Raw genomic sequence first — 22,461 nt, forward strand, 5'->3', positions numbered from 1 at the left:
GGTGCCCGCTCAGTCGAGGTGCCGGTCGTGCGCGTGCCGGGCGAGGCTGCGGCCGTAGCGTTCGGTCAGCTGCACCATGAGGTCGGGCGTCTCGCGGTCGAGGCCGAAGACGTATCCGGGGAAGTCGAGCTCCTTCTGTGCGGCCCAGATCTCGTCGTGCCGGTCGGGCGAGAGCAACTGCACGGGGTCGCCGACGGCCACCCAACCGATCGGGACGACGGTCTCGGCGGGCAGGACGGTGCGCAGGTGCACGATCGCGTTGATGCGCACTTCGCTGCGGTCGCCGATCTCGGCTCCGTTGAAGATCCGGGTGCCCGTGGCCAGGAACACCTCTTCGCCGATATCGGCTCCCGCGACGCTCGCCATCGGGCCGATGAGCGTGTGCGCGCCCACGTGCACCGCGTGGGTGGAGCTCGCCCGCAGCAGCGCGTTCTCCATCACGATGGTGTTCTCCCCCAGCACGATCCGGCTGCCCTCGGCCGTGAGGACCGCGCCATGGAGGACCTGGCATCCGGGGCCGATCGTCACATCACCGCTGATGACCGCGGTGGGGGCGACGACGGCGTCGGGGTGGATGCGGGGCTCGGCCCCGAGGTGAGCGAAGCGCATGGCGGCGTCCTTCCCATCGGTGCCCGTCAGCGTAGTCCCGCGGGCCGGGGCGAGGACATGCTCACTCGCGGTCGTAGGCGAAGACGGCGTCGAGACCGACCCCGAACTCGCCGGCGATCTGGAACGCCAGTTCCAGGCTCGGCGAATACCGCCCCTGCTCGATCGCGATGACCGTCTGTCGCGTGACGCCCAGTCGACGGGCGAGTTCGGCCTGGGTGGTCCCCGCGCGTTCGCGATGCTCGCGGATGGTGTTCGTGACGCGCGTGGGCTTGGCCATCACGGCATCCCCCGGTAGTACAGGCCGAGCCGCGCGAGGCTGCCGATGATCGCGGACAGGGCGAAGCCCGCGTACACGGCGTTCGCGATCCAGAACAGGGGCGCCTGGACGGCGCACAGCACCAGCGCCGCCAATCCCCCGAACACGAGGAAGGCCTGGCCGACGCGGTCGCCCTGCGTGGCGATCTCGCGATCACGCACGTCGGAGCGGTGGTCGGTATCGGGATCGCGGCGTGACTGCACGATCCCCCACACGATGCTCACGGCGATCGCGACGACGATGCCGGCGACGATGGTCGAGACCATCGGCCACACCCAGTCGATGCGGTCGACGGGGGTGTCCCGGGCGATCACGAGCATCCACACCGTGTAGACGATCACCCCGGGGACACTGGCGACCAGCCCCGCCCAGGTGTTGCGCTCCTCGAACGACATCGGGGCCTCCATGTAAAGAAAACTTGACATAGCGACCGTAGAACGGGCACGATCCGGTGTCAAGAATCTTTGACACTTAGGAGTCATCATGGACATGAACGCGGCCGTCGTCGACACCTACGGATCGCCCGAGGTCGTCCGCATCCAGCGCCGCCCCCGCCCGCGCGCCGCCCGGGGCGACGTCGTCGTCGACGTCTCGGCGGCATCGGTCAACAGCGGCGACGCCCGGATCCGCGGCGCGCGCTTCCCACGGGGCTTCGGCGTCCCCGCCCGGATCGCGCTGGGCGTGTGGCGGCCCCGTCGACCGGTGCTCGGCGTGGCCCTGTCCGGACGCGTGGTCGAGACGGGCCCGAGGACGACCGATCTGCGACCGGGCGATCGCGTGTGCGGAATGACCGACATGCGCATGGGCGCGCACGCCGAGTACGCCGCCGTCCCCGAGGGGCGACTGGTGCGGATCCCCGACGGGGTGAGCGACGACCACGCCGCCGCCGTGCTGTTCGGAGGAACCACCGCCCTGTGGTTCCTCCGAGACCGCGCGCGGGTGCGTCCCGGCGAGCGCGTCCTCGTGATCGGCGGTGCGGGCGCCGTCGGCACCCACGCCGTGCAGCTGGCCCGCTCCCTCGGGGCGGAGGTCACGGCTACGGCGAGCACCGGGAACCTGGGGCTGCTCTCGCGCCTCGGGGCCCATCACGCGGTGGACCGCACGGCGGTTCCGCTGTCCGACCTCCCCGGTCCGTACGACGTCGTCTTCGACACCGTCGGCGCCCTCCACCCGGCCACCGCCGCACCCCTGCTCACGACCGAGGGGCGGGCGATCCTCGCGGCGGCGACCCTCGCCGAGACCCTCGTGCGGAGGTCGCGCGTGATCACCGGAACCGCCGGCGCGGGCCGCGAACTCGTGAGCGACCTGCTCGACCGGGTCGCCGCGGGCACCCTCACGCCCGTGATCGAGACGACGCTCCCGCTGGACCGCATCGCCGAAGCGCACGCCCGCGTGGACTCCGGACACAAGGTGGGCAGCATCCTGGTGCGCCCGTGAGCGGGTGGCCGCCCGATCAGACGGAAGCGCCCTCCGACTCCTTCGCGGTCGGCAGCGGCCAGAGCGCGTCGAGGAGCTGGCGGACCCAGGCGATGAGGTTCGCGTCATCGGCGTCCTGCGGAAGCGGGACGACCATGGCATCCCCGTTCGCGACGAGTTTCGCCTTGGGGTAGAGGCGCTGGAGACGCACGCGCATCGAGTCGGGCAGGTGCGCCGGGGCGATCCGCAGGTTCGACCCCATCGCGACGACGTCGGCGAGCCCCGCCTGTGCGGCGCGCCGCCGCAGACGCGCGACGGCGATGAGTCCCTCGACCTCTGCCGGCGGCTCGCCGTAGCGGTCGCGGAGTTCCTCGACCACGAGATCGATCGCGTCGTCCTTGGCGGTGGCGGATGCCGCGGCCGACAGCTTCTGGTACGCCTCGAGGCGCAGGCGCTCGCTGTCGATGTAGGTCTCGGGCAGGCGCGCATCCACCGGGAGTTCGAGGCGCAGCTCGGTGGGTCCGTCGGTGTCCTCGCCGCGGAAGGTGGCGACGGCTTCCCCGATCATGCGGAGGTACAGGTCGAATCCGACACCCGCGATGTGACCGGCTTGCTCGGCGCCCAGGAGGTTTCCGGCGCCGCGCAGCTCCAGGTCTTTCAGCGCGACCTGCATGCCGCTGCCGAGGTCGTTGTTGACCGCGATCGTCTCGAGGCGGTCGGCGGCCGTTTCGGACAGCGGCTTCATCTCGTCGTACAGGAAGTACGCGTAGGCGCGGTCGCGCCCGCGACCCACGCGACCGCGGAGCTGGTGCAGCTGCGACAGGCCGTACTTGTCGGCGCGGTCGATGATGATCGTGTTCGCGTTCGAGATGTCGAGGCCGGTCTCGATGATGGTGGTCGACACGAGCACATCGGCGCGACGCTCCCAGAAGTCGTCGACGACCTGTTCGAGCGCGTGCTCCCCCATCTGGCCGTGGGCGACGACGATGCGCGCCTCGGGCACCAGCTCGGCGAGGTGCGCGGCGACCCGCTGGATCGAGGAGACGCGGTTGTGCACGTAGAACACCTGTCCCTCGCGCAGCAGTTCACGCCGGATCGCCGCGGCGATCTGCTTGTCGTTGCGCGGACCCACGTACGACAGGATCGGATGCCGGTCCTCGGGCGGCGTGGCGAGCGTCGACATCTCGCGGATGCCGGTGACCGCCATCTCCAGCGTGCGCGGGATGGGTGTGGCGCTCATCGCGAGGATGTCGACGTTGGTCTTGAGCTTCTTGAGCGAGTCCTTGTGCTCGACGCCGAAGCGCTGCTCCTCGTCGATGATCATGAGGCCGAGGTCTTTGAAGATCACCTTCTCGGTGAGGATGCGGTGCGTCCCGATGACCATGTCGACGGTTCCGTCGGTCAGGCCCGCGAGCGTCGCCTTCGCCTCCTTGTCGCTCTGGAAGCGCGAGAGCGGCCGGACCGTCACGGGGAAACCGGCGAAGCGCTCGGCGAAGGTCTCGAGGTGCTGCTTCACCAGAAGGGTCGTGGGGACGAGCATCGCGACCTGCTTGCCGTCCTGGATGGCCTTGAACGCGGCGCGCACCGCCACCTCGGTCTTGCCGAAGCCGACGTCGCCCGAGAGCAGACGATCCATGGGGATCGGCTTCTCCATGTCGGCCTTGATCTCGTCGATCGTCTGCAGCTGATCTTGCGTCTCGGCGAACGGGAACGCCTCTTCGAGCTCGCGTTGCCACGGTGTGTCGGGACCGAAGGCGTAGCCCTTGGATGCCATCCGCGCCGAGTACAGCTTGACCAGTTCGACCGCGATGTCGCGGACGGCCTTGCGCGCGCGACCCTTCGCCGCCGCCCAGTCGCTGCCGCCCATCTTCGACAGCACGGGCGCCTCGCCGCCGACGTACTTCGAGAGCAGATCGAGCTGATCGGTGGGGACGAAGAGCTTGTCGCCCGGGTAGCCGCGCTTCGCGGGCGCGTACTCCAGGACGAGGTACTCCTTCGTGGTCTTCACGGCGTTGCGACCGCCGCTAGAGACCTCTCGCTGGGTGAGCTCGAGGAACTTGCCGATGCCGTGGGTGGCGTGCACGACCACGTCGCCCGGCTTGAGCTGCAGCGGGTCGACGACGTTGCGCCGACGGGACGCGAGCTTCTTGGCCCCGCGGTTGTCGCCGCCGACCGACCGCCCGTAGAACTCGGTCTCGGTGATGACCGCGAACTTGATCTCCGTCAGTTCGAACCCGCGCTCCAGCGGCGCGCACACGACGTGTGCGACGCCCGGCTCGGGCGGGGTGTGCACGTCGTCGACCTTGCGGGCGGCGATCCCCCGCTCGGCGAGGACGTCACGCGCACGGTCGACGAGCCCCGGACCGGATGCCGTGACCACGACGGCCCAGCCTTCGGCGAGAAGTGCCCCGACGTGGGCCGTCGCCCCGTCGACGTTGCCCTGGAACGACGGTACGGGGTCGGCCTTCACCCGCTGGGCCGAGTCGTCGGCGACGACGAGGCCCTCGGCCTCGGCATCCACCGCCCCCGAGTCGAACGCGCTCAGCCGCCACCACACGCCGCCGCGACCGCTGGCGATCTCGTGCAGATCGTCGAGCGTCACGAAATCGCCGGCACCCAGGTCGACCGGGGTGTCGGCGCCCGCCGTCGCGGCCGACCACGCGGCCTCGAGGAACTCGCGGTTGGTGTCGCCCAGCGTCGTGGCGCGCGCGAGGGACCGCTCGGGGTCGACGAGCGCGACGGCGCTTCCGCCCGGGAGATAGTCCGCGATCGTGACGAGGTCGTCCACGAGCACGGGGATCAGGGACTCCATGCCCTCGGCCGGAATGCCCTCGGCCATCTTCTCGAGGAGTTGCCGGAGCCCCGGGTAGCCGTCGCGCAGCTCGGCGGCGCGCTCGCGCACCTCCGCGGTGAGCAGCAGCTCGCGGCTCGGGACGAGCGAGACCTCCGACACCTCGCCGGGCAGCGAACGCTGGTCGGCGACGGAGAACGCGCGGATCTGGTCGACCTCGTCCCCGAAGAACTCGACACGGTAGGGGTGGTCGGCCACCGCCGGGAACACGTCCAGGATGCCGCCGCGCACGGCGAACTCGCCGCGACGCGAGACCATGTCGACCCGGTGATAGGCCAGCTCCACGAGTCGGATGGTGACCGCCTCGAGCTCGCGCCCGCGCCCTCCCACACGCAGGTGCACCGGCTCGACGTCGCCGAGACCGGGCGCCAGCGGCTGCAGCGCGCTGCGGACCGAGGCGGTGACCACGAGCGGAACCGATCCGTCCCAGGCCGCGACGCGGCGAAGCACGTCCAGGCGACGACCGACCGTCTCGGGGCTCGGGCTGAGGCGCTCGTGCGGCAGCGTCTCCCACGCCGGGAAATGCAGCACCTGCGCACCGGGGAGCACGGCCTCGAGGGCGGGCCCGAGCGACTCCGCGCGGCGTCCGGTCGGCGCGATCACGAGGACCGCGCCCGGCGCACCCGCGCTTCGTCGATGCTCGAGGAGACCGGCGATGACGGGCGCATCGAGCCCGTCGACGAGGGAGAGAGACAGATCGGAGGATGCCGCTGCAGCGGCCTCCCGGTACGACTCAGCCTGCTCGAGGGCGCGCACGATCCCGGGAACTGTCACTCGACACATCCTACGCGGGGGCTCCGACATGCGGCTCGTGTCGCGGCCACGCAGACGCCCGCCGCGGCTCGACGAAGCCAGGGTCGTACAGTGGGCTCATGACCTCGCCTGGCGTGCCCGGATTCGCCTCGCCGCACCCTGCCCCGCCGGTCGGGACGCTTCTCGCGCCTCCCCCGCCCGCGCCGAGGCGACGACCGCTGGGCGCGACCGCCCTGGTCCTGTCGATCCTCGCCGGGGTCGTGGCATCCGGCATCGCGGGCTTCGCTTGCTTCCGGGTCGCACAGGGCGCGGGGGCCGAGTTCGTCGCCCGCGGCGGCCAGGCCGTGGACTGGCGGCTGCTCTCGCCCGTGCGCGACTTCGTGCTCGTGGCCGAGGTCGCCTTCTGGTCCGGAACGGCGCTCGGCATCGCGGCGCTCGTCATGGGGATCGTGGCGACCGCCCGGAACCTGGGCCGTGGTCCCGGCATCGCCGCGATCGTCGTCTCCGCCCTCGGACCGTTCGTGTTCGCCGCTCTCGTGCTCATCGCCCTCGCCGCGGGAGCGGGCGGGCTCGCCGGCACCGTCGTCTGACGCGCCTTAGCGGGTTGGGCCCGGGCTCGTCCACCCCGAACAGCGCATCCCCGGCCGGTCCATAGCCTTGTCCGGACGAGGGTGCCACATGCCCTCGACGATCCCAGGAGGACACAGTGACCACCACACCGCCGCCCCCCGAGCCGCACAACCCCCCGCCGGCCACCCGTGCCGAAGCCGCACAGAACGGATACGCCGCGCCGCCCGCCGCGTATGCCGCGTCGGCATCCCCCACCCGCTCCCAGGGATCGAACCGACTCGGACTCATCGCGTTCGTCGCGTCTCTGCTGGCCGTGGTCATCGGGTCGATCCTCGCCTTCTTCGGCGGTATCCAGAGCGGGAGCCTCGCGCAGTTCGCCGGTGCCATCGACAGCAACGGCAACGTCGAGAGCGGGGCGCTGCCCGCGTCCGCGAACCAGATCGCCCTCGCCGCCGGAGCGCTCTCCGTGGCGGCGTTCCTGGTGTGGGGTGCGTTCGCCCTGTGGGGCCTGATCCAGGGCATCATCGCCGGCGTGAAGAACCGGGGACGCGGCTGGGGCATCGCCGCGATCGTGCTGTCCGTCGTCGGAGGCGGCATCGTGTTCGTGTTCTTCGTCGTCGGAGCCGGGATCGGCGCGGCGCCGTACGCGTCCTGACCGCACCGGGATCCGTCGCGTCAGCGCGGGATCCCCGCACTTCGAGAAAGAGCCTCGGCCGGACGGCCGGGGCTCTTTCGTCGTTCCGGCGGGCGGTCTCCGGCGCGGGGCGACCTGCATCACGTCCGGGCACCCCTCCTCCACAGGCGGCGATCCGAAGGATTTGTCCACAGATTTGCGCTCCTGCTGAGCGAGAGCTCCCCGCCGCCTCCTAGCCTCGCCGGGAGCCGGACGGTCCGGCCGGACCACCCGAGGAACCCCCATGCCCGAGCCCCCCCGCGCGGATCCCCCCGCCCGCCCCGCACCCCGGCCGGCGTCGGCCCACACCGCCGCGTTCGTGCCGCCGCACGACCCCGGCGCCACGGGCGCCGTCCCGCACGCGAAACCGTCGCGACTCCGCCCGTTCCTGGCGTTCGGGACCATCAGCCTGGTGCTGTTCGCCGTCGCCGGAATCCTGCGCCGCGATCCTGACCCCCTTCTGGTCGCTGTGGGCGACTACAGCTGCCTCGGGGCGTGCCTGAGCGGCGTCGCCGCCGCGATCTTCGGATGCGTCACGCTGACCCGCGCAGCGGGAAGGCGCCGACGATGACGCCGCGCCTCAGAGTCAGCGCGGCGCGCCGCGGGGTCAGCGCGGCGCGTGGAACCGCTGCTGGGCCGTGACGAGCCCGTCCTCGACGAGCAGCTCCACGGCATCCGCGGCGTCCGACACCAGGATAGGCAGCGTCTCGCGCTCCTTCGCGCCGAAGGGATCGAGCACCCAGTCCGCCGGGTCCTGCCGGCCCACGGGGCGACCGATGCCGACGCGCACGCGCGGGAATTCGGGCGTCGCGAGCGCCTTCGCCACATCACGGACACCGTTGTGCCCCCCGTGCCCGCCGCCGACCTTGAGCTTGATCGTGTCGAACGGGATGTCGAGCTCGTCGTGCACGACGACGACGCGCTCAGGATCGACGGCGTAGAAGCGCGCCAGGCCCGAGACCGGCCCGCCCGACACGTTCATGAAACTGTTCGGCTTGGCCAGCACGAGCTTCGCGCCCCCCGGACGCAGCCACGTCTCGACGACGCGCGCATTGGCTTTGTGCGCGCGGAACGATTCGCGCCGTCGGGCGGCGAGCTCGTCGATCACCATCTGGCCGATGTTGTGCCGCGTCGTCTCGTATCGCGGCCCGGGATTCCCGAGCCCGACGATGAGCCACGTGTCCGCCATGGCATCCATCCTTCCGGATCCGCACACGGACCCTGACATGAAAAAACGAGGGGGCGTGAGACACGCCCCCTCGTCGATCGCGGACCGAACGACGGCCCGCTGAGATCAGTTCTCGTCGCCCTCGGAAGCCGCCTCGGACTCCTCGGACTGCTCCTCGGCGACCTCGGCGTCGGCCTCGGCGATCTCCTCGTCGGCGGCGAGGGTGTCGAGCGGGACCGAGACGCCGATGATGAGCGTCTCGGGCTCGGTGACGAGCGTCGCGCCGGCGGGCAGGACCAGGTCGGCCGCGGTGATCTGCGTGCCGTCCTCGAGGCCCTCGACCGAGACCTCGATGTTCTGCGGGATGTGGGTGGCCTCGACCTCGAGCGACACGGTGGTGTTGTCGAGGTTGGCGATGGTGCCGGGGAAGGGCTCGCCGGTGACGAAGATGGGGACGTCGACCGAGACCTTCTCGCCCTTCTTCACGACGATGAGGTCGATGTGCTCGATGATCTGGCGCACCGGGTCCTTCTGCACGTCCTTGACCAGGGTCAGCTGGCCCTTGCCGTTGATGTCGAGGTCGAGCAGCGCGTTGGCGCGACGGATGAGCAGCGACACCTGGTGGCCGGGGAGCGCGACGTGCTGGGGCTCGGTGCCGTGGCCGTAGATGACCGCGGGGATCTTGCCGGCGGCGCGCAGACGACGCGCGTAGCCCTTGCCGAAGTTCTCGCGCAGCTCGGCGACGACCTTGTTGTCTTCCGACATGTTGTTCTCCTCGCGGGCTCGGGTCCCGCAGCTTGTGAGCGGACGGTGTCCGCGCGTATGTGGTCTGGATTCGACTCGAACGCGATCGCGTGAGGAAAGCCGGAAGCCTTGCATCACCGCGTCGATCACGGATGCGTGAGCGCCCGCCGGGCGCACGAGGACGCATCCCTCGCCGAAGTTCCCGGGAAGTCTACCAGCGACCCGCCTCGCATTTCGACCCGGACACCGGGGCTCCCCCGGCCGCCCCGGTAGGATCGCGAGAGACTTTCACCCCGACCGGAGGAACATCATGGACAGCGGCTTCTTCTCTCACGTCGTGCTCTGGACGATCGGAGCGGTGACCGCGATCGGTGGCGTCGCCGCGATCGGCGCGCTCTTCTCGATGGGGCGCAACGCCAACTACAAGAAGCACTGACCCGCCGCACCAGAACGCCCCGGCCGCCGCTCTCTCGAGCGGTCACCGGGGCGTCGTGGTGCGTCAGAGGGCGAAGACGACCTTGCCCGAGCGCTGCGAGTCGCGTGCCGTGGCGAAGGCCTCGTCGGCATCCGTCACCGCGAACTCGTGCGTGAGCGCCGCCTCGATCCCGGGAGTACGGGCGAGCAGCTCCACGGCGCGGTCGATCTCGTCGAGGAATCGGAACGCCCCCAGGTAGCGCACCTCCTTCGAGATGAAGGGGGCGAGGTTCACCGGCCGCGGGTCGTCCGGCAGCATGCCGACCTGGACGACGGTGCCGCCGGGGCGGACCGACTTCAGCGCGGTCGAGATCGACACGGGTACACCCGAGCACTCCAGGACCACCGCGAACGAGTTCGGCTCGACCGCTTCGGCCGAGACGTCGATCGTCGCCGAGGCCCCCAGCGCCGTGGCGCGTTCGAGCGGGCCGGAGAGCACGTCGGTCGCGGTGACCCGTGCGCCCGCCGCCACGGCCGCGGCCACCGCCATGAGACCGATCGGACCCGAGCCGGTGACGAGCACGTCGAGTCCGGCCACGTCGCCCGCCTTGCCGAGGGCGTGGAGGGCGACCGCCAGGGGCTCCGCCAGCACCGCGCGGCGCACCGGGAGGTCGTCGGGGAGCACCCGCACCATGTCGGCGTCGACGATCAGGTACTCGGATGCCGCGCCCTGGGTGTGCGGCCAGGTCGAGGCACTGCCGAGATACGATCCCCCGGGCCACAGGTGCGGCGCGTGCTCGATGCCCTCGCGCGGCGTGCCGAAGCGCGCCGGGTGCACGGTCACGGCCGTGCCCGCGGCGAGGACGCCGGAGGGGTCGAGGTCGACCCGCCCCGACAGCTCATGGCCCGGCACGAGCGGTTCGCGCACGACGAAGGCACCGTTGGCGCCCTCGTAGTAGTAGTGCAGGTCGGATCCGCAGATGCCGACGTACTCCACGCGCAGGCGGACCTGCCCCTCCCCCGGTTCGGGTACGGCGACATCGCGCACCGCGGCGGACAGGGCCTTCTCGATCAGCAGAGACTTCATGGTTTTCCTCTCCACGGTCAGACGACCGCGGTCATCCCGCCGTCGACGAAGATGTTCTGCCCCGAGACGAAGCTCGACGCGTCGGAGGCGAGGAACAACAGCGCCCCGTCGAGCTCGGCGAAGTCGCCCCACCGGCGGGCCGGGGTGCGCTGGGTGAGCCACGCGGTGAACTCCGGGTCGTCGACCAGGTCGCGGTTCATCTCGGTCGCGAAGTACCCCGGAGACAGCGCGTTCACCTGGATGCCGAAGCGCGCGAGGTCGGCGGCCATTCCGGCGGTCAGCTGCGCGACGCCGCCCTTCGTCGCGGAGTACGGCGCGATGGTCTGTCGCGCGAGCCGCGACTGCACCGAGGCGACGTTGACGACCTTGCCGGAGCCGCGCGCGACCATCGCCGGGGTGACGAATCGCGAGACATAGAACACTCCGGAGAGGTTGGCCGCGACGATGTCGTCCCAGTCGGCGACGGCGAACTCGTGGATCGGCGCCCGGCGCTGCACGCCCGCGTTGTTGACGAGGATGTCGGGCACGCCGACGTCTCGGAGCAGAGGGGCGATCGCACCCTCGACCGCCACGGCGTCGGTCACGTCGAACGTCACCGCGTGCGCGGGACGACCGGACAGCTCCTCGGCTTCGGCGCGGGTCTGCTCGACCGCGGCCGCGTCGCGACCGTGCACGACGACACGCGCTCCGCCGCGGGCCAGGGTCAGGGCCAGCGCACGGCCGAGGCCCCGCGACGACCCCGTGACGAGGGCGAGTCGGTCGGAGACGTCGAACAGGGCGGCGGCGGAACCGGTCACAGGAGCGCTCCGATGCCGAACACGGCGAGCGCGGCGAGGAAGCCGAGCACCGACTCGATCGCTTGCTGCACGGTCCACGTCTTGAGCGTGGTCTTGACGTCCATGCCCATGAGGCGGCCCACCAGCCAGAAGCCGGAGTCGTTGACGTGACCGGCGAACACCGATCCCGCCGCGGTGGCGAGGGTGATCGCGACGACCTGCAGGGGCGAGAAGCCGCCCGCCAGGACGGCGGGCGCGGCGAGACCTGCCGCGGTGACGAGGGCGACGGTGGCGGAGCCCTGCGCGAGACGCAGGATCACGGCGATGATGTACGCCGCGACGATGACCGGCAGGCCCAGGTCGCTGAGGCTGTCGGAGAGCGCGTCACCGATGCCCGAGGCGCGCAGGACGGCACCGAACATTCCACCGGCGCCGGTGATGAGGATGACGGATGCCACGGGTCCGAGCGCCGAGTCCACGACCTTCTCGAGCGCGGTGCCGTTCTCGCCACGACGGAAGCCGAACACGACGGTGGCCACGAGCACGGTGATGAGCAGGGCGACGGGCGAGTTGCCGAGCAGGACGAGCACCTGCACGAGGGTGTTGTTCTTGTCGACGACGCCGGCGGCGCTGAGCGTGGTGAGCCCGGTGTTCAGGAAGATGAGGAGCATCGGCAGGAGCAGGACCGCGATGACCGTGGCGGGCTTCGGCGGGTTCGCCGGCTGGTCGGCATCCATGTCTCCGAAGAGCGCGGGAACGGGCAGGACGATGCGGCGCGCGATGAACTTCCCCCACAGGTAACCCGAGAGGTACCAGATCGGGAAGGCGATGATGAGGCCGACGATGAGGACCAGTCCGAGGTTGGCGCCGTAGAGGCCGCTCGCGGTGACCGGACCCGGGTGCGGCGGCAGGAAGACGTGCATGACCGAGAAGGCGGCTGCGGCGGGCAGACCGAACAGCAGCACGTTGTTGCCCGAGACGCGGCGCGCGATGGCGAAGATGATCGGCAGCATCATGACGAGCCCGGCGTCGAAGAACATCGGGAACCCGAGGATGAGCGAGACGATGCCGAGCGCGAAGGGCGCCCGCTTCTCGCCGAAGATGCGGACGAACGTCTCGGCGAGCGACTGCGCCCCGCCGGAGTGTTCGATCAGACGCCCGAGCATCGCTCCGAGCGCCACGAGCAGCGCGACCGTCCCGAGCGTGCCCCCGAATCCACCGGTCAAGGTGGTGACGATGGCCGAGACGGGGATGCCGGCGGCGAACGCGGTGGCCAGCGACACGATGATGAGGGCCAGGAAGGCATGCACCTTCAGCCAGATGATGAGCACGAGGATGAGCGCGATCGCGCCCGCGGCGATGGCGAGGAGTGGCGCCGTGCCGAGTGTCTGGGTCCAGTCGTCCAAGAGATCTCCGTTGATTCAGGGTGGCGCGGCATCGGGCAAGCTGTGATTCGACCCGCACCTATGGGTGAGTGAGGGCATCTTCACACAAAGATCGTATCTTTGACAAGATAAGGTCGTACCAAAGACCTAAGGAGGGGTCATGGCCCGCGCGTCGCACGGATCACTGGTCGATGCCCTCGGCATGCGCATCGTCGACGGGGAGCTCCCCCCGGGCCACGTCCTGACCCTCGCCGCCCTCGAAGCCGAGTACGGCGTCTCCCGCACCGTCGTGCGTGAGGCCGTGCGCGTGCTGGAGGCGATGGGCATGCTCGAGCAGCGACGCCGGGTCGGCATCACCGTGCGTCCCCCCGCGGACTGGAGCGCCCTGGACACCCGGCTCATCGGCTGGCAGCTCGCGGGCAAGCGCCGCGACCAGCTCATCGCGAACACCACCGAACTCCGCGCCGCGATCGAACCGGTGGCCGCACGACTGAGCGCTCGCCGCGCGACCGACCTGCAGCGCGGGGAGATCCTCCGCCTCGCCGAGGAACTCGAGCGCCTCGGCGCCGCCGGCCTCGGCAACTCGCCCGAGTACCTCGCGGCCGACATCGCCTTCCACGACCTCATCCTCGTGTCCAGCGGCAACCTCATGCTCGCCGCCGCACGCGCCCCCATCGCCGCGGCGATCGAGGGACGCGCGATGCACGGACTGACCCCCGGCATCCCGAATCCCGACGCGCTCGACAACCACGTCGCCACCGCCGCCGCGATCAGCCGGGCCGACGCCGACGCCGCCGAGGAGCACACGCGGCTCTACGTCGCCGCCGTGCTCACCGAAGTCCGCCGCTCCATCTGACCCCTTCCCCCGACGAAGAGAGAAGCCATGACCGCCACCGCCCCGATCCTCGTCTTCATGGGCCCTGCCGGCACCGGTAAGTCCACCGTCGCCGGAATGCTCGCCGGCCGCCTCGGGTGGGACTTCCAGGAGGGCGACGACCTGCACCCCGCGGTCAACGTCGCGAAGATGGCGGCCGGGCACGCGCTGAACGACGACGACCGCTGGCCGTGGCTCGACCGCGTCGCCGCGTGGATCGACGGCGAGATCGCCGCGGGGCGCCCCGGCGTCATCACGTGCTCGGCTCTCAGGCGCAGCTACCGGGACGTGCTGCGCCGCGACGGCGTGACCTTCGTGCTGCTCATGGGCGACCCGAAGCTCGTGCTCGACCGTCTCCTGCGCCGCCAGGGCCACTTCATGCCGCCCGCCCTGCTCTCCTCGCAGTTCGAGACCCTGGAGATCCCGGATGCCGACGAGCAGGCGATCCAGATCGACCTCGACCTGACGCCGGGCGAGCAGGTGCAGGAGGTCATCGACCGCCTCCAGCTCACGCACAGCCCGTCCTGAAACACCCGCGGGCCGAGCCGATAAAGTGGCGGAGGCGGCCCGCGTGAGCCCGCCCACCCCCTCGCACCTGAATACGGAGCAACGCATGACGTCGACCACTCCCCCGACCGGACCTTCGACCGACCAGGATCAGGCCCCTCATCAGGCCGCCCAGGTGCACGAGGGTGCGCCCGGCATCGAAGAGGTGGAGCGTCCCACCGCCGAGGCCGACTCCCGCCCCCAGGGTGACGGCGACGGCCGCGCCAACATCGGCGTCGTGGGCCTCGCGGTCATGGGCTCGAACCTGGCGCGCAACCTCGCCAGCCGCGAGGGCAACACCGTCGCGATCTTCAACCGCAGCCACGACAAGACCGAGCACGTGCTCGCCCAGCACCCCGAGGCGAACTTCGTCGCCTCCTTCTCGTACGAGGACTTCGCCGCGTCGCTGTCGAAGCCCCGCACCGCGATCATCATGGTCAAGGCCGGCCGCCCCACCGACTTCGTCATCGACGAGCTGGTGAAGGTCTTCGAACCGGGCGACATCATCGTCGACGGCGGCAACGCCCTGTTCACCGACACCATCCGCCGCGAGAAGGCCGTCCGCGAGACGGGAATCAACTTCGTCGGCATGGGCGTCTCGGGCGGCGAAGAGGGCGCACTGCGCGGTCCCTCGATCATGCCCGGCGGCTCCGACGAGGCCTGGGCCACGCTCGGCCCGATCCTGAAGTCGATCGCCGCGATCGCCGAGGGCGAGCCCTGCGTCACGCACGTCGGCCACGACGGCGCCGGCCACTTCGTGAAGATGGTGCACAACGGCATCGAGTACGCCGACATGCAGCTCATCGCCGAGGCGTACGACCTCATCCGTCGCGCCACGGGCAAGACCCCCGCCGAGATCGCCGACGTCTTCGCCGAGTGGAACCGCGGCGAGCTGGAGTCGTACCTCATCGAGATCACCGCCGAGGTGCTGCGTCAGACCGACGCCGACACGGGCAAGCCCCTCGTCGACGTCATCCTCGACCAGGCCGGCGCCAAGGGCACGGGCGCCTGGACGGTGCAGACCGCCCTCGACCTGGGCGTGCCCGTCTCGGGCATCGCGGAGGCCACGTTCGCGCGGTCGCTGTCGAGCCACCCCGAGCAGCGCGAGGTCTCGGGCGACCTCCCGGGCCCCGACATCTCGGAGGGCGTCGTCTTCCTCGAGGGCGAGGATGCCGACACCTTCATCGAGCAGGTGCGCCTGGCGCTGTACGCCTCGAAGATCGTCGCCTACAGCCAGGGCTTCGACGAGATCCGCGCCGGCGCAGCCCAGTACGACTGGAACATCGACCTCGGCGCGGTGTCGAAGATCTGGCGCGGCGGCTGCATCATCCGCGCGCAGTTCCTCAACCGCATCGCCGAGGCCTACGACGCCGAGCCCGGACTGCCCGTGCTGCTGACGGCACCGTACTTCGTCGAAGCCCTCGGCCGCGCTCAGACGCCGTGGCGCAACATCGTGTCGCTGGCGGCGGCCGCCGGCATCCCGGCTCCCGCGTTCAGCTCGTCGCTGGCCTACTACGACGGCCTGCGGGCCGAGCGTCTGCCCGCCGCCCTCATCCAGGGTCAGCGCGACTTCTTCGGTGCGCACACCTACCGCCGCATCGACAAGGAGGGCACGTTCCACACCCTCTGGTCCGGCGACCGCACCGAGATCGAGGCAGAGGACACGCACTGACGACAGCGCTCACGAGGCGGCGGCGGGCGTTGCTCGTCGCCGCCTCGGCGCTGTATGCCTTCGGGCTCTGGTGGATGACTCTGCGCCCCACGCCGTACGACGACGGCACGGCGGGAGTGCTTCGCGCGTTCCTCGGACTCCTCGCCTCCTCGCCGGTGACGGCATGGGTCACCTTCGACGTCGTCGAGTTCGCCGCCAACGTCGTGATGTTCGTCCCGTTCGGTGTGCTCGCGATCCTCTGGGGCGGGGCCTGGTGGGTCGGCATCCTGAGCGGTCTGGCCACGAGCGCGGTGATCGAGACGAGCCAGGCGCTGTTCCTGCCGACGCGCGTCGCCGACGCGCGCGACCTCTTGGCGAACACCCTCGGCACGGCCCTCGGAGTCGTCGTGGGACTGCTCGTGGCGCGCGCTGTCCGTCTTCACAGCGAGCGCATAGCCGACGCCATAGAAAGCTCATAGATACCGGCGCACAATGAGAGCCATGACCGCAACGGCCCCTGCTCCCGCCTTCACCCGCCCGGACGGCAGCGCCCTCCGCGTCCTCGTCGTCGACGACGAGCAGATGCTCACCGACCTGCTGTCGATGGCCCTCCGCATGGAGGGCTGGGAGGTCCGCACCGCGGGCTCCGGCTTCGACGCCCTGCAGTCCGCCCGCGACTTCGAACCGGATGCCATGGTGCTCGACATCATGATGCCCGACCTCGACGGGATGGCCGTGCTGCAGCGGCTGCGCCACTCGGGCAACGACGTTCCGGTGCTCTTCCTCACCGCGAAGGACGCCGTCGCCGACCGGGTCGCGGGGCTCACCGCGGGGGGCGACGACTACGTCACGAAGCCCTTCAGCCTCGAAGAGGTCGTGGCGCGACTGCGCGGCCTCATGCGCCGCGCCGGCACCGCGTCCACGCGCGACTCCGAGCCGATCCTCCGCGTGGGCGACCTGTCGCTGAACGAGGACAGCCACGAAGTGGTGCGCGCGGGCACCGAGATCGAGCTGACCGCCACGGAGTTCGAGCTGCTGCGCTTCCTCATGCGCAACCAGCGCCGCGTCGTGTCGAAGGCGCAGATCCTGGACCGCGTCTGGAACTACGACTTCGGCGGGCGCTCGAGCGTCGTCGAGCTGTACATCTCGTACCTCCGCAAGAAGATCGACGCGGGCCACGAACCGCTCATCCACACGGTCCGGGGCGTCGGCTACATGATCAAAGCGCCTCAGTGACCCGACAGAAGGCGCGCCACCGCTGGACGCTGCAGTCGCGCCTGATGGTCGCGGTGATCGGCATGGTGGCGTTCATCCTGGTGATGATCGCGGTGTCCACGAGCGCGATCATCACGGGCGTCCTGCAGACGAACCTCACGGCGCAGGTCGCGGCCGCCGGCAACAACGTCGCGGTCGGACCGACGAGCACCGCGAGCGATGTCCTCGCCGGGGGCCCGTTCCCCGATGGCACCGTGCTCGTGCTGCGCAGCGCCAGCACCGGCGACACCGGCGCCTACGTCGACGGACGGTCGGTGAAGGCGCTCGACGACGAGCAGGTGAGCGAGATCCGCGACGCCGTCGCGAACGCCGTCACGACCGGGGCCTCCTCGTCCGACACCGTCGATCTGCCGGGCCTCGGGGATTACCGCATCGGCGTGCGAGGGAACCAGTTCGGGACCGTCGCGGTGCTCGGACTCCCCCTCAGCCAGATCACCGCGACGATCGGCACCATCCTCACCACGGTCGCCCTGGTGACGGCGGGCGGTCTGCTGCTGCTCTCCGCGATCATCGCGGTCGTCATCCGCGTGGGCCTCCGGCCGCTGCGCTCCGTCGCCGAGACCGCCACCCGGGTGGCCTCCATCCGGATGGACCAGGGCGACGTCTCGATCGACGAACGCGTGCCCGAGGAGCAGGTGGACGAGCACAGCGAGATCGGACAGGTCGGTCTGGCGCTCAACTCGCTGCTGGACCGGGTCGACGCCTCACTCGCCGCCCGCCAGCGTAACGAAGAACTGATGCGCCGATTCGTCGCGGATGCCAGTCACGAGCTGCGCACTCCCCTGGCATCCATCCGGGGGTTCTCCGAGCTGTCGCTGCGCGCCATCCGCCAGTCGCAGGACGACGAGAGCCGACAGCGCATCGCGATGGCCGTGGAAACGACCGAGCAGTCGCTCGAGCGCATCCAGGCGCAGTCGCTGCGGATGACCACGCTCGTCGAGGACCTGTTGCTTCTTGCGCGCCTGGACGAGGGACAGGAACTCGTCTACGGCACCGTCGACCTCACGCGTCTCGCGGTCGAGGCGGTCGGCGACGCGCGCCCCGCCGGCCCGGATCACGCGTGGTCGCTCGACGTCGACGACGAGCCGGTGGAGCTCGCCGGTGACGCGGCGCGCCTGAACCAGGTCGTGGCCAATCTGCTCGCCAACGCCCGTACGCACACACCCGCCGGGACGGAGGTCACGGTCTCGGTGACGCGTGAGGGCGAGGACGCCGTGCTCCGCGTGCACGACGACGGTCCCGGAATCGACCCGTCCGTGGCCCCGCAGCTGTTCGCGCGGTTCTCCCGCGCCGACCGGTCGCGCGATCGCAAGACCGGCGGCACGGGCCTCGGGCTGTCGATCGCGAAGGCGATCGTGGAGGCCCACGACGGCACGCTCACGGTGCAGAGCACACCGGGCGACACGACGTTCGAGATGCGGCTCCCGGCCAAGCCCGCCGACCCGGTGTGACACGGCCCCGGCGAACCGATGTCACCCGGCGTTGGCGGCAGGTCGCCCACCGTCACTTTTCGGAAACGTCCCTCTCGATAGGCTGGGCATCACCTGGGGGGCCCGGGTCCTTCTCGCGGAAGTCGAGGAGGAGCAATCGGAGGTCTGTGTGATGGTTCGTGCCCGCATGTGCGGATTCCTCACCGTCGCCGTCATCGCATCGGTCATCTCGACCGCCGGCGCGGCGCGCGCGGAGACCGTACCCGCACCGGAGCCCTCCGGCGGCGTCATCGACCAGCCGGCATTGCCCGGCGGCGACCCCCCTCACAACGAGTCCTCGGTACCCGAAGGCACGTTCTCCCCCGATTCCGAGGAACCGGTGCCGACCGGGTGGTCGACGGTGCGTCCGGAGGCACCCATCGGCACCGGCACGTTCGAGTCGAGCCACCCCGCCGAGACCGCCATACCGTACTTCCCCTCAGGAGGCCGAACGACGACGTATCGCGGCACGGACGGCGAGGTGCCGCAGGACATCGCCCCCGCGCCTCAGGGTGTCGAATCGGTGGAGGAGCCCGCCGAGACAGCCCCCGCATCGCCCTCCCCGGAGGTTCCCTCCGCATCACCGTCCCCCACCGGGACACCGGAACCATCGGTGCAACCGGAGACGGCCGAGCCGACGATCTCGGCGCAGAGAGCGCCCGCGTCCGCCCTGCCCGGTCTGATCATCGGCATCATCGTCCTCGTCGCCGGAGTGGCGATCGTGGGGTATCGCCGACCGGTGTACGCAGCCGCGGCGCGAGCGGAGGCGCGGTGGTTCACGAGGGGTTCCGCCGACCGCGCTCCGCGACTCCGGGGCCCCTTCCCGGTCGCCCTCGTCGGTGCATTCGGTGCGCTGGCGGGCGTCGTCACGATCGGCTACGTGCTGTGGGGGCTCTCGGGCTGATCGCCCGGACGGCGATTCGCGGGAACCGGACGCCGGCCTTCGTCAGTACCCCGCGAAGGCGTCCGTGGTGAGCGAGGTCGCGCGCGACAGCGCGGGGGCGAGCGACGCGATCAGCCGCGGCGGTCCGGACACGTACGCCGTGCGCTGCGCGATGTCGGGCACCGTGCGCAGGAGCGCATCGGCATCCACCCGGTCGGGACCGGCCCACACCCACCCGGCGGGAAGGTCACGCGGCTCGTCGCGGGAGAACACGACCACGGGGATGCCGGCGGCCGCGATGTCGTCGCGGAACGCGAGCTCGCTCGCTTCGGAGACGACGTACACGAGCACGACGTCGCGGGTCTGACCGGTCGCCGTGAGGTGACGCAGCTGCGAGACGAACGGCGTCACGCCGATGCCGGCCGCGACCAGGAGCACCGGGGACGTCGGACGCGACGGAAGCACGAAGTCGCCCCACACGCCTGTCACGGCGAGCGTGCCACCGACCGGCACCGCGGCGAGGGCTCGCTTGTACGACGACTGCGAGCCGTCCTTGAAGGCGATGCGCACGGTCGGCAGGTCCTCGGGGGCCGAGGCGATCGAGAACTCCCTCCGCGTGCCGCGGGCGTCGGGACGGCGGTGCGGCACGTCGAGCTCGAGATACTGCCCGGGCGAGAAGGTGAACGACCGCTCGGCCCGGAACGTCAGCTCGCGCACGGTCGGGGTGAGGTCGCGTCGCGCCTCGAGCCGGAGTCGCACGGCGGCGCGCAGGCAGAACAGGAACGCCACGAGATTGCCCACCAGCAACGCACGCTCCTGACCGAGGGTGATCCCCCCGAGCGCGATCGGCCAGCCCGCGAGCACGCCGACGACGACGGCGACGACGAACTGCTGCCGGCGACGGGGAGGCAGGGTCAGCGGCTCGGACAGCATGAACGCGCCGAGGAACAGGAACGGCGACGAGAACGCGACCTGCACGAGCACTGCCGGAACGTCGACGGGGAAGCCCGCCGCCTGGAACTGCACGGTCGTGCGGACGAACGCCACCACGGCCGCCACCAGCCAGAACACCGCCACGATCGCGAAGCGCTCGGTGCGCGCCAGGAGCAGGATCCCCAGCACCAGCACGGGACCTGCGAGCCAGGGCGACCCCACCCACCACGCCGAGGCGCCGAGGTCGGGAGCCCAGATGCCCACGATCGTGAGCACGGTCGCGCCCGTCGCCGCCGGGTTGAAGATGTGCCGCCCGCGCCACGCGAGCACGTACTTCGACAGGGATGCCGCGACCCCGGCGAGCACGAGCCCCGCGAGGCCCAGCGGCTCCACGGTCGGGCGTACGACGAACAGCAGGATCGCGGCCGTGATCAGCGAGGACTCCAGGCGCCGTGGCATCCGGAGCACGCTCTGCGCGACGAGGTCGGTGAGGCCGCACGCGAGGGCGAGCACCACGGCGCTCACGAGGATCTCGAGCGGGTCGGGGACCACGAGTCCCGCGAACGCCAGGGCGAGGGCGATGAGCGTCAGAAGGCCCAGCGACGCCAGCACGAGCCGGTACATCGAGACGCGGCCGAGGACGCCGAGGACCCGGGTCGAACCGGCGGTCAGGGTCGCACTCATCAGAAGATCTCTCCCTCGAATCCGGGCGACCACTCCACGCGGCCGTCGGTGCGCATCCGCACCCAGGGTGCGTTCCAGGCGGCCGCGAGCTCGGGACCGCCGTCGAAGAACAGGGCCGTCGCCAAGGCGTCCGCGCGCATCGCGGTGTCGGCGACCGCCCAGGTGGCCGCGTACGCCTGGACGGGCGCTCCCGTGCGGGCGTCGAGGACGTGGTGGAGTCCGTCGCCCCACGCGCGGCGCGTGATGGCCGAGGCGCAGAGCGCCGCATCGCGGACCTCCACGATGCCGATCGCGCGGGTGGGGTCGTACGGGTGCTCGAGTCCGATGCGGACGGGCGCTCCGCTCACCGCGAGGTCTCCGGAACCGTCGACGATCACGTCGCCGTCGACATCGGTGCGAACGACCTCGAGCACGCGGTCCACCAGTCGCCCCTTGCCGAGCGCGCCCACGTCGAGCGTGGCGGGGCGGGACAGCGAGAGGAGGCCGCTCCCCCACGTCACGACCGCGCGCCAGTCCGGCGCGGGCTCCGGCGACCCCCACGGCGCGAGGGTCAGGCGCGCGTCGTACCCGAGCCGGGCCAGGGCGTCGCCGACGAGCGGGTTCACCGCCCCGCGCGTCGCGACGTCGAGCTCGTCGTAGAGCGCCAGCATGGCATCCGTGTCGCGAGGCGCGTCGACGGATGCCACGCGTCCCTCCGCGAGCGAGGACACCAGCGAGTCGCCGCGGAAACGCGACCACTCGCGGTCGAACCCGTCGACGACGTCGGCGACCGCGGCGCGCGTGGCCTCGGGCAACGGCTCCGCCGTCTCGATCGCCCAGGCGGTGCCGATCGCGTCGAACGTCCACACCGCACCGGTCGCGGTCACCGAGGTCACGAGATCAGGCCTTCGCCTCGGACTTGATCGTCTCGAGGGCCGTCATGAAGCCGCCGCTGGTGAGCGAGGACCCCGCGACCTTGCTGACCGAGATCTCGTCGACGTTCTTGCCGACCACCTCGTCCTTGATGCCCCCGATGAACTCGCTCTGGTAGCGGCGGGATTCCGCCGCCTGCGGGTCACCGGTCACCGTGACATCGGTCACCGTGTCGCCCGCGATCGTGAGGGTCACGTCGACCGTCTCGACGCTCTCGGGGGTGGCGTACTGGCCCGTGGCCTCGTACGTGCCGTCGGTGTAGACGGTGCTGGACGCCGCCGCGCTGGAGGACGCGTCGGCCGTGGCGCTCGCGCTCGGCGTCGAGGACGCCGCGGGAGCGGACGACGATTCCGCGGGCGCGGCCGCGTCGGCGTTGCCGCCGGAGCATCCGGCGAGGGTGACCACTCCGGCCACGCCCAGGAGGGCGGTGCCGATGCGGACGGGGCGGGGGACGGCGGTCGTTCGGATCATG

24 protein-coding genes are annotated in these 22,461 nt (G+C 71.0%); 12 read left to right on the plus strand and 12 right to left on the minus strand.

The window, feature by feature from the left end:
• Nucleotides 1-9: 9 nt before the first annotated feature.
• The 3 genes from P8R59_RS17190 to P8R59_RS17200 form a co-directional block, all read right to left on the minus strand.
• Entirely contained in the window at nt 10-609 is a 600-nt protein-coding gene (locus tag P8R59_RS17190) for a gamma carbonic anhydrase family protein (RefSeq protein ID WP_278102052.1), read from the minus strand.
• 61 nt (nt 610-670) lie between these two features.
• Nucleotides 671-886: a helix-turn-helix transcriptional regulator gene (locus P8R59_RS17195; protein WP_077051863.1), complete on the minus strand. Its 216-nt coding sequence runs from the start codon at nt 884-886 to the stop codon at nt 671-673.
• Nucleotides 886-1,350, minus strand: coding sequence for a hypothetical protein (locus tag P8R59_RS17200; RefSeq protein ID WP_278102053.1), 465 nt, complete (start codon nt 1,348-1,350; stop codon nt 886-888). Before P8R59_RS17200 ends, P8R59_RS17195 begins: the two co-directional genes overlap by 1 nt.
• A gap of 58 nt (nt 1,351-1,408) precedes the next feature.
• Here P8R59_RS17200 and P8R59_RS17205 point away from each other — a divergent pair, with 58 nt between their 5' ends.
• Nucleotides 1,409-2,362, plus strand: coding sequence for an NAD(P)-dependent alcohol dehydrogenase (locus tag P8R59_RS17205; RefSeq protein WP_278102054.1), 954 nt, complete (start codon nt 1,409-1,411; stop codon nt 2,360-2,362).
• Nucleotides 2,363-2,378: 16 nt separating this feature from the next.
• Here the strand turns inward: P8R59_RS17205 and mfd are convergent, their stop codons facing one another.
• On the minus strand, nt 2,379-5,966 hold the full coding sequence (gene mfd, locus P8R59_RS17210) for a transcription-repair coupling factor (RefSeq protein ID WP_278102055.1): 3,588 nt from the start codon (nt 5,964-5,966) through the stop codon (nt 2,379-2,381).
• A 98-nt stretch (nt 5,967-6,064) separates the two neighbouring features.
• Here mfd and P8R59_RS17215 point away from each other — a divergent pair, with 98 nt between their 5' ends.
• The 3 genes from P8R59_RS17215 to P8R59_RS17225 all read left to right on the plus strand — a co-directional run bounded on the left by P8R59_RS17215 (nt 6,065) and on the right by P8R59_RS17225 (nt 7,759).
• Nucleotides 6,065-6,535, plus strand: coding sequence for a hypothetical protein (locus tag P8R59_RS17215; protein ID WP_278102056.1), 471 nt, complete (start codon nt 6,065-6,067; stop codon nt 6,533-6,535).
• Nucleotides 6,536-6,651: 116 nt separating this feature from the next.
• Nucleotides 6,652-7,170, plus strand: coding sequence for a hypothetical protein (locus tag P8R59_RS17220; protein WP_278102057.1), 519 nt, complete (start codon nt 6,652-6,654; stop codon nt 7,168-7,170).
• 262 nt (nt 7,171-7,432) lie between these two features.
• On the plus strand, nt 7,433-7,759 hold the full coding sequence (locus P8R59_RS17225) for a hypothetical protein (protein ID WP_278102058.1): 327 nt from the start codon (nt 7,433-7,435) through the stop codon (nt 7,757-7,759).
• Between the two features lie 36 nt (nt 7,760-7,795).
• Here the strand turns inward: P8R59_RS17225 and pth are convergent, their stop codons facing one another.
• Complete coding sequence (gene pth, locus P8R59_RS17230; RefSeq protein WP_278102059.1) at nt 7,796-8,377, minus strand: aminoacyl-tRNA hydrolase; 582 nt, start codon at nt 8,375-8,377, stop codon at nt 7,796-7,798.
• Between the two features lie 105 nt (nt 8,378-8,482).
• The gene (locus tag P8R59_RS17235; RefSeq protein WP_278102060.1) at nt 8,483-9,121 is read right to left on the minus strand and encodes a 50S ribosomal protein L25/general stress protein Ctc; all 639 of its coding nucleotides are present in this window, start codon (nt 9,119-9,121) and stop codon (nt 8,483-8,485) included.
• A 289-nt stretch (nt 9,122-9,410) separates the two neighbouring features.
• Here P8R59_RS17235 and P8R59_RS17240 point away from each other — a divergent pair, with 289 nt between their 5' ends.
• Complete coding sequence (locus tag P8R59_RS17240; RefSeq protein WP_272918310.1) at nt 9,411-9,536, plus strand: hypothetical protein; 126 nt, start codon at nt 9,411-9,413, stop codon at nt 9,534-9,536.
• A 63-nt stretch (nt 9,537-9,599) separates the two neighbouring features.
• Here P8R59_RS17240 and P8R59_RS17245 read toward each other — a convergent pair whose 3' ends face one another.
• The 3 genes from P8R59_RS17245 to P8R59_RS17255 are packed head-to-tail and all read right to left on the minus strand — an operon-like array spanning nt 9,600 to nt 12,783.
• The gene (locus P8R59_RS17245) at nt 9,600-10,601 is read right to left on the minus strand and encodes a zinc-binding dehydrogenase (RefSeq protein ID WP_278102061.1); all 1,002 of its coding nucleotides are present in this window, start codon (nt 10,599-10,601) and stop codon (nt 9,600-9,602) included.
• 17 nt (nt 10,602-10,618) lie between these two features.
• Nucleotides 10,619-11,398 (minus strand): SDR family oxidoreductase, encoded by a 780-nt coding sequence (locus P8R59_RS17250; protein WP_278102062.1) that lies wholly within the window; start codon nt 11,396-11,398, stop codon nt 10,619-10,621.
• On the minus strand, nt 11,395-12,783 hold the full coding sequence (locus P8R59_RS17255) for a GntP family permease (protein WP_278102063.1): 1,389 nt from the start codon (nt 12,781-12,783) through the stop codon (nt 11,395-11,397). The genes P8R59_RS17250 and P8R59_RS17255 overlap by 4 nt, the downstream gene beginning before the upstream one ends.
• Nucleotides 12,784-12,922: 139 nt before the next feature.
• On the opposite strand from P8R59_RS17255, the gene P8R59_RS17260 reads away from it, so the two are divergent.
• The 7 genes from P8R59_RS17260 to P8R59_RS17290 all read left to right on the plus strand — a co-directional run bounded on the left by P8R59_RS17260 (nt 12,923) and on the right by P8R59_RS17290 (nt 19,481).
• Nucleotides 12,923-13,618 carry a FadR/GntR family transcriptional regulator gene (locus P8R59_RS17260; RefSeq protein ID WP_278102064.1) on the plus strand — a complete coding sequence of 232 codons (696 nt, stop codon included), beginning with the start codon at nt 12,923-12,925 and terminating at the stop codon, nt 13,616-13,618.
• Between the two features lie 27 nt (nt 13,619-13,645).
• Entirely contained in the window at nt 13,646-14,164 is a 519-nt protein-coding gene (locus tag P8R59_RS17265; RefSeq protein ID WP_278102065.1) for a gluconokinase, read from the plus strand.
• Between the two features lie 85 nt (nt 14,165-14,249).
• Nucleotides 14,250-15,854 carry an NADP-dependent phosphogluconate dehydrogenase gene (gene gndA, locus P8R59_RS17270; RefSeq protein WP_077051875.1) on the plus strand — a complete coding sequence of 535 codons (1,605 nt, stop codon included), beginning with the start codon at nt 14,250-14,252 and terminating at the stop codon, nt 15,852-15,854.
• Between the two features lie 29 nt (nt 15,855-15,883).
• Nucleotides 15,884-16,312 carry a VanZ family protein gene (locus tag P8R59_RS17275; RefSeq protein ID WP_278102066.1) on the plus strand — a complete coding sequence of 143 codons (429 nt, stop codon included), beginning with the start codon at nt 15,884-15,886 and terminating at the stop codon, nt 16,310-16,312.
• Nucleotides 16,313-16,334: 22 nt separating this feature from the next.
• The gene (locus P8R59_RS17280) at nt 16,335-17,069 is read left to right on the plus strand and encodes a response regulator transcription factor (RefSeq protein ID WP_077051876.1); all 735 of its coding nucleotides are present in this window, start codon (nt 16,335-16,337) and stop codon (nt 17,067-17,069) included.
• Between the two features lie 44 nt (nt 17,070-17,113).
• Nucleotides 17,114-18,559: a sensor histidine kinase gene (locus P8R59_RS17285; protein WP_077052666.1), complete on the plus strand. Its 1,446-nt coding sequence runs from the start codon at nt 17,114-17,116 to the stop codon at nt 18,557-18,559.
• A 151-nt stretch (nt 18,560-18,710) separates the two neighbouring features.
• The gene (locus P8R59_RS17290) at nt 18,711-19,481 is read left to right on the plus strand and encodes a hypothetical protein (protein WP_278102067.1); all 771 of its coding nucleotides are present in this window, start codon (nt 18,711-18,713) and stop codon (nt 19,479-19,481) included.
• 42 nt (nt 19,482-19,523) lie between these two features.
• On the opposite strand, the gene P8R59_RS17295 is transcribed toward P8R59_RS17290, so the two are convergent.
• The 3 genes from P8R59_RS17295 to P8R59_RS17305 are packed head-to-tail and all read right to left on the minus strand — an operon-like array spanning nt 19,524 to nt 22,460.
• Nucleotides 19,524-21,077: an FAD-dependent oxidoreductase gene (locus tag P8R59_RS17295; protein ID WP_278102068.1), complete on the minus strand. Its 1,554-nt coding sequence runs from the start codon at nt 21,075-21,077 to the stop codon at nt 19,524-19,526.
• Entirely contained in the window at nt 21,077-21,952 is an 876-nt protein-coding gene (locus P8R59_RS17300; protein WP_278102069.1) for an FAD:protein FMN transferase, read from the minus strand. The genes P8R59_RS17295 and P8R59_RS17300 overlap by 1 nt, the downstream gene beginning before the upstream one ends.
• A gap of 4 nt (nt 21,953-21,956) precedes the next feature.
• Complete coding sequence (locus tag P8R59_RS17305) at nt 21,957-22,460, minus strand: hypothetical protein (protein WP_278102070.1); 504 nt, start codon at nt 22,458-22,460, stop codon at nt 21,957-21,959.
• Nucleotide 22,461 lies beyond the last annotated feature (1 nt).

It is taken from the genome of Microbacterium proteolyticum, assembly GCF_029639405.1.
Taxonomy (GTDB): Bacteria; Actinomycetota; Actinomycetes; order Actinomycetales; family Microbacteriaceae; genus Microbacterium.